This is a genomic window from Poseidonibacter sp. (assembly GCF_041821165.1).
In the GTDB taxonomy this organism is placed as follows: Bacteria; Campylobacterota; Campylobacteria; order Campylobacterales; family Arcobacteraceae; genus Poseidonibacter.
The window spans coordinates 1-6,492 of record NZ_JBGUES010000135.1; the positions used below are offsets into that span (position 1 = coordinate 1).

The 6,492-nt window shown below is 25.3% G+C and carries 8 protein-coding genes; 2 read left to right on the forward strand and 6 right to left on the reverse strand.

The window, feature by feature from the left end; translation table 11 throughout:
- Positions 1–743, forward strand: a 743-nt coding sequence (locus ACERKK_RS09960; protein ID WP_373772932.1) for a phospholipase A, incomplete at its 5' end; no start/stop codon positions are given.
- Positions 744–749: 6 nt separating this feature from the next.
- Here ACERKK_RS09960 and ACERKK_RS09965 read toward each other — a convergent pair.
- The 6 genes from ACERKK_RS09965 to ACERKK_RS09990 form a co-directional block, all read right to left on the reverse strand.
- Positions 750–1,202 carry a c-type cytochrome gene (locus tag ACERKK_RS09965; RefSeq protein ID WP_373772933.1) on the reverse strand — a complete coding sequence of 151 codons (453 nt, stop codon included), beginning with the start codon at positions 1,200–1,202 and terminating at the stop codon, positions 750–752.
- The gene (locus ACERKK_RS09970; protein ID WP_373772934.1) at positions 1,199–1,786 is read right to left on the reverse strand and encodes an NUDIX domain-containing protein; all 588 of its coding nucleotides are present in this window, start codon (positions 1,784–1,786) and stop codon (positions 1,199–1,201) included. The genes ACERKK_RS09965 and ACERKK_RS09970 overlap by 4 nt, the downstream gene beginning before the upstream one ends.
- Positions 1,779–2,969, reverse strand: a complete 1,191-nt coding sequence (locus ACERKK_RS09975; RefSeq protein ID WP_373772935.1) for a sensor histidine kinase — start codon at positions 2,967–2,969, stop codon at positions 1,779–1,781. The genes ACERKK_RS09970 and ACERKK_RS09975 overlap by 8 nt, the downstream gene beginning before the upstream one ends.
- A complete protein-coding gene (locus ACERKK_RS09980) occupies positions 2,962–3,621 on the reverse strand; it encodes a response regulator transcription factor (protein ID WP_373772936.1) in 660 nt (219 codons plus the stop codon). Before ACERKK_RS09980 ends, ACERKK_RS09975 begins: the two co-directional genes overlap by 8 nt.
- 115 nt (positions 3,622–3,736) lie before the next feature.
- Complete coding sequence (locus ACERKK_RS09985; RefSeq protein WP_373772937.1) at positions 3,737–4,240, reverse strand: YajQ family cyclic di-GMP-binding protein; 504 nt, start codon at positions 4,238–4,240, stop codon at positions 3,737–3,739.
- Between the two features lie 129 nt (positions 4,241–4,369).
- Positions 4,370–5,608, reverse strand: a complete 1,239-nt coding sequence (locus ACERKK_RS09990) for a uracil-xanthine permease family protein (protein WP_373772938.1) — start codon at positions 5,606–5,608, stop codon at positions 4,370–4,372.
- 160 nt (positions 5,609–5,768) lie between these two features.
- Between ACERKK_RS09990 and upp the strand changes: the two genes are divergently transcribed.
- On the forward strand, positions 5,769–6,389 hold the full coding sequence (gene upp, locus ACERKK_RS09995; protein ID WP_373772939.1) for a uracil phosphoribosyltransferase: 621 nt from the start codon (positions 5,769–5,771) through the stop codon (positions 6,387–6,389).
- The last annotated feature ends 103 nt before the right edge of the window (positions 6,390–6,492 follow it).

Here is a 6,492-nt window from a genome sequence, read left to right on the forward strand (position 1 = left end):
CAAATAGCACAATTAAACAAATTATAACTGGAAACTTTGGATTATTTCCATATAGAAAAAACTATTTAATACCAGTGTCTTATGATTTAAAAGAAAAAGAGAATAGAAATCAAATAGAAACATATTTTCAGTTTAGTATTGAAAAACCTATTTCTTATGACTTTTTTGGTTTAGATGAATCAATATCAACAGCTTACACTCAAAAATCATTTTGGCAAACAAATAAAAACTCTTCACCTTTTAGAGAAACAAACTATAGTCCAGAAATTTTTATTCAATTTCCCTATAAAAATAGTGAAACAGTAAAAGGATATAAAGTATCATTAATTCATGAATCAAATGGAAAAAATGACTTAGAATCAAGATCATGGAATAGAATATATTTAGAGAGTTATTTACAACTTTCAAATGTTTTTATTATTCCTAGAATTTGGTATAGAATTCCTGAAAAATCACAAAATGATGATAATCCAGATATTTATGATTATTATGGATATGGTGATTTAAGATTGCTTTATCCCTATAAAAAACATACATTTGAATTAAAATTAAGAAATAATCTAAAACTTACTCAAAACAATAAAGGTGCTGCACAATTAGACTGGACTTTTCCTTTACCTGAATTTATGTCGACAGTTAATTCTTATGGTTTTATGCAGATATTTTCAGGTTATGGAGAAAGTTTAATTGACTATGATAAAGAGATTCATAAAATTGGTTTTGGTATAGCATTCTCAAGATAAAAAAGGTTAAAAAGGTCTTTTTTTATCAAGAGTATTTATATAAGTATAAATTGCATTTATTTCTTCTTTAACTAAAAAATATGTGGGCATAATATTAGCTTTATATACAAGTTTTTCACAAACCTCATCATCTTTGAATTTTCTTTTTTCATTTTTTTTACTATTTATTTTTTTGAAAAACTCTTCATATTTTACATTTTTAATACTAGGAACAACTAAATCACAAGTATATATTTTCTTTTTGTATTTATGTTTAAATGTAACAATCTTTTTTCCCTCTGCTTTTTCTCCATGACAAGTATTACAACCTATTCCTCTTGGATTATTATAAAGCATCTCTCCATATTCAAATTTTGTAATAAAAGAGTCATCAACTTTTTCTAATATTTGTTTTTTATCATTTGCAAAAATATTTATAGAAAAAAACAGTGTAAGAAAAACAGCTAATACTATTCTCATATTTGCTCCACTAATCTTTTTTTATTTTTCATAAACCAATAAAAAGATAAAATTAAACCAGGTGTTTTAGCTTTTGATTCATCAAAAATAAAATCTTCAATTTCATCAATTGGAACAAACATTAATTCAATCTCTTCATCATTTATTCCTCCACCTTTATGTTTTTTCATTGATTCATTAATTTTTGCATAATATAAAAATTGTTTAGCTCCACTTACTCCAACATTTGTATAAAAAGATGTAACTTTTTCAATTGATTCTAAACTTACATCATAACCGCACTCTTCGTTTATCTCTTCTTTTACAATTTGTTCTAAAGATACATCTTTATCAATAATTCCTGCACATAATTCATAAGTACAAGTATGATTTTTATCATTTAGATAAACAGGTGCACGAAATTGTTTTACAAGTAAAAAAGATTTTTTTTCTTCATGATAAAGTAAAATTGCAACTGAATCAAAACTTTTTACAGCTTCCCATATTTTATCTTTACCATTTTGATTAAATGTTATCTTTACAGGATGTACAAACCTTGTATCTTTTAATTCACTAGTTTTAAAGTTTTTTATTATATTAATCATTTTTATTTCTTTTATGTTTTAGTACTATTGATGAAAAATCAATATAGAATGTTGAACCAATATCAACTTTAGATTCTGTACGAATTATAATATTATATTCATCACATATTCTTTTAACAATATCTAATCCTATTCCAAATCCACCTTCAATATTATTACCTCTTTTATATCTTTTAAATATAATATTTTGTTCTTTTTTACTTATTCCAATACCAAAGTCTTCAATTGACAAAATATTGTCTTTTATATTTACTAAAATTTTTGAGTTTTTATTACTATATTTTATAGCATTAGAAATTAGATTATTTACAATTTTCTGTGCTTTTGTTTTATCCATTAAAATTCTACAATCTTCTAGGTTAGTTTCAATACTAATATTTTTAGTAATCGAGATATCATTAAAATACTCTGCACTATAGGATACTAAATCTTTTAAGTTAAAGTCTTCAACTTGTTTATCATTTAAATCATTAAAGGCAGAAAAATGAATATCATTATATATTTGTGATATTTGTTTACTACTACTTAATATATACTTCATCATCTTTTCAGGATTTTTACCATTTTTAAGCATTGATACAGATGTCATTAAAACAGAAATAGGAGTATTTAATTCATGAGCTGAATCTTTTATAAACTTATCCATATCTTCAACTTTTTCACGAATTGGTTTTAATAAAATCTTTGAAAGTAAATATCCAATAAAACCAATAAATATTGCACTTAATATTAAAGTGATTATTACATATACTTTTAATTTATCCCTATTATCAATTCCTTGACAAGTTTCAATAACAATATATTTTATATCAATATTATCTTCATCTAAACTACTTATATAAAAATTGAAATGTTCCTTTTCATACATTTGTTTAGAAAAGTCAATATACTCAGCACCTTCTAAATATGAAAATATTACATTTTTATCTTTATCATATAAGGCATATCTTAAATTTTCATTATTTAAAACTCTTGGGTTAAATTTTCTATTTTTTATATGAGAATTTATAATTTCAGATTTAATATGCATTGATGCATTATTCATTTGCATACTACAAGTATCAGCTACTTTTTTTAATTCATTATTATAATAAATATATAACATTACTCCAATTAAAAAAATTGCAGAACCTACGTAAATTGATAAAAAACTAAAAAGTGCTTTTTTTTCATTTTTATTCAAATTTATACCCTATTCCTCTAATTGTTGTTATTTTATCTTTTCCAATAATCTCACGTAAATTTTTTATGTAAACTCTTATCGTTGCATCAGTTGGCATTTCTTCATAAGCCCAAATATTTTGTAATAATTCAGCACTTGAGATTACTCTATTTTTATGAGTACAAAAATATTTTAAAATATCTCTCTCTTTTTGTGCAATACTTATAGTTTTTTCAGGAAGTGTAATTTTACAAGTTTCTGGTTCAAAAGATATAGATGAGCTAATCTGAATTTTATTATCTTGTTCAATTGAAAATTGTCTACATAATCTTAGAATTCTTTGATCTAATTCTTCTAAATCAAAAGGTTTTTTTATATAATCATCAACTCCACTTTCAAAAGACTCTTTTAAATGTTTAATATCATGATAAGCTGTAAGTATTATTGCAGGAGTATTATTTTTATACTCTTCTCTTATAGTTTTTAGAACTTCAATACCTGTCATTATTGGAGTATTTATATCTAATAATGCTAAATCAAATTTCTCATCAATTAGATTTTCTAATGCCTCTTGTCCATTTAGACATAATGTAACATCATAACCTTTATCTTCAAGATGGTCGCTTAATAAGTCACTTAGTGCATTATCATCCTCTAATAGTAAAACTTTCATATATAATCCTAATTTATAGCTTGGGTATTATATTATAATTTTGTTTATTTATTGTGTATAATTTTTTTGAAGAACCTATAACTTAAATTTATAAATTATAGGTTTAAAATAGTGTTTATCTAAAGTTTTCGAATACTAATGGAGCTTTTAATTCTAATGATTTAAGATGTCTCATTACAGCTTGTAAATCATCAATATTTTTTCCAGTTACTCTGATTTCATCACCTTGATTTACAGAAGTTACTTTTAATTTTAATTGTTTAATTTCAGCTTGAATAGTTTTTGCTTCATCTTTTTCAATACTATCAATTATTTTATAAGTAAATTTTCTATTTCCACCACTTGAATCCTCAGATTTTAATTCTTCTAAAGAGTTAATAGAAATATCTCTTTTATTCATTTTAGAAATTAAAATATCTTTCATAGCGTCTATTTTATTATCACTTGCACTTGTTAATACAAGTGTTTTTGCACCTTGATTTAAATCTATTTCTTTAATAATACCTTTGAAATCATATCTATTATCAATTTCTTTTTGTGCTTGAATAACTGCATTTTTCATTTCTTGCATATCTAATTTTGCAGATATATCAAATTGATGTTCTTTTGCTTTTGCCATTTTTTTCCTTTTAATTATTAAAGTTATTTTTAAATGAGTTGAAAATTATAACTAATATACTTAAAGATTTTCTTTAAGATTAGCAGTAGAGATAATATATTAACTAGAGTCTAGTTAATATATTAAAAATTAGTTTTTTGAGGCTTTTGGTAAAACAAGATTTAAGAATATTCCAATTAATGCACCAAGTCCAATTCCTGAGAATGGAACACCACCAAAGTTAAATGTCATACCACCAATTGAAAATACTAAAATCATAGAAACAATAATCATATTTCTAGGACAAGTAAAATCTGTATTTGATTTAATAAGTGTTGAAATACCTAATGTTGCGATAATTCCAAATAGTAATAACATAATTCCGCCCATAACTGGTGTTGGAATAGTTGATAAAATTGCTCCAATTTTTCCTACAAATGCTAAGATAATAGCAAAAAATGCAGCCCATGTCATAATAGCTGGGTTATATGCTTTTGTAACAGTAACAGCACCTGTAACTTCTGAATATGTTGTATTTGGTGGTCCACCAAATAATGCAGCAACAGAAGTAGCAAGTCCATCACCTAATAAAGTGTTTTTTAAACCTGGCTTTTTTAAGTAATCTTGTTTAGTAACATTTGAAATTGCTAACATATCACCAATATGTTCAATTGCAGGAGCAATAGCAATTGGTAAAATAAAGATTATTGCTTCCCAATTAAATTCTGGCGCTGTAAAACTTGGAATTGCAAACCATGCAGCATTTGAAATAGGAGAAAAATCAACAATTCCATAAAATAATGCAACTAAATATCCTATTATAATTCCTGATAAAATTGGAATAAGTTTAAACATTCCTTTTCCAAGAAGTGAGATAAATACAGTAATAACTAAAGCACTCATAGAAATCACAATTGCAGTTTCAAATGGTATTAAAGTAATAGCACCATCTCCTGTTTTTCCAATTGCCATATTAACAGCAACAGGTGAAAGTATTAAACCAATAGACATAATTACAGGTCCAACAACAATTGCTGGAAGTAGTTTATGAATAAACTTATCACCTTTTAATCTAATTAAAAAACTTAATACTACATACAATAACCCAGCAGCAAACAAACCTGACATAGTTGCTGCAATTCCCCATGTTTGTACACCATAAGAAATAGGTGCAATAAAAGCAAATGATGATGCTAAAAATATCGGAGGAACAGCCCCTCTATTTACAAACTGAAATACTAAAGTTCCAATACCTGCTGTAAATAATGCAACACTTGCATCAAGTCCAGTTAAAATTGGAACTAAAACAAGTGAACCAAAGGCTACAAATAAAAATTGTAGCCCTAAAATTGAGTCTTTTACTCTAAAATTATAATCTGTGGGTTTCATCTTACCTCTTAACTTTTTTGAATTAAACCTGATATCATAACTAAATAAGAGTTAATAAAAATTAAATTTATATGCAATTTATAAGTAATTTTCTAGTAATATATAAGGTTTGGAATTTAAAATAATTTTTAGACATATAATCAATCAATTAGGAAATAAAATGTATAAAGAAAGTACAAATGTTGTTGTAAAACATCTTGTAAATAGATTAAGAGATGTAAGAACGGCATCAAATGAATTTAGACTAACAATAGAAGAGATTTCAAGAATTGTTGCATCTGAGGCATTAAGTGATTTTGAAACAGTAAGTCAAAATATAAATACTTGGCAAGGTCCATTAGATGTTGAAATGATTGAGGTTCAAAAGTTAGTTCTTGTTCCAATATTAAGAGCTGGTGAACCAATGTTAACTGGTATTTTAAAAACTTTACCATATGCAAAAAGTGGATTCTTAGCTATGAAAAGAGATGAAGAGACTTCTTTAAGCAAATTATTTTATGAAAATATTCCAAACTTAGAAGGAAGAACAGTTTTATTACTTGATCCAATGGTTGCAACGGGTGGTTCATTAATCGATGGAATTGACTTCTTAAAAACAAAAAATCCAAAAAGAATCATATGTCTAAATGTATTAGGTTCACCTTATGGAGTAAATAAAGTTCAAGAAGCTCATCCAGATGTTGATATTTATATTGCACAAATAGATGAAAGACTTGATGAAAATGATTATATTAGACCAGGTCTTGGAGATGCTGGAGATAGAGCATTTAATACAAACTAATACTCTATTGGATTTGGATATTTATATTCAAATCCTAGACTTTGAATTTTAGAACCGTCTATTAATCTATTTCTATACTCTTTTGTATCTTTAAATATTGCTT

Bases quoted from the DNA above. Each gene is read 5' to 3' on its own strand.
- ACERKK_RS09965 (WP_373772933.1), bottom strand. From the start codon at position 1,202: ATGAGAATAGTATTAGCTGTTTTTCTTACACTGTTTTTTTCTATAAAT.
- ACERKK_RS09985 (WP_373772937.1), bottom strand. From the start codon at position 4,240: ATGGCAAAAGCAAAAGAACATCAATTTGATATATCTGCAAAATTAGAT.
- ACERKK_RS09980 (WP_373772936.1), bottom strand. From the start codon at position 3,621: ATGAAAGTTTTACTATTAGAGGATGATAATGCACTAAGTGACTTATTA.
- ACERKK_RS09990 (WP_373772938.1), bottom strand. From the start codon at position 5,608: ATGAAACCCACAGATTATAATTTTAGAGTAAAAGACTCAATTTTAGGG.
- upp (WP_373772939.1), top strand. From the start codon at position 5,769: ATGTATAAAGAAAGTACAAATGTTGTTGTAAAACATCTTGTAAATAGA.
- ACERKK_RS09970 (WP_373772934.1), bottom strand. From the start codon at position 1,786: ATGATTAATATAATAAAAAACTTTAAAACTAGTGAATTAAAAGATACA.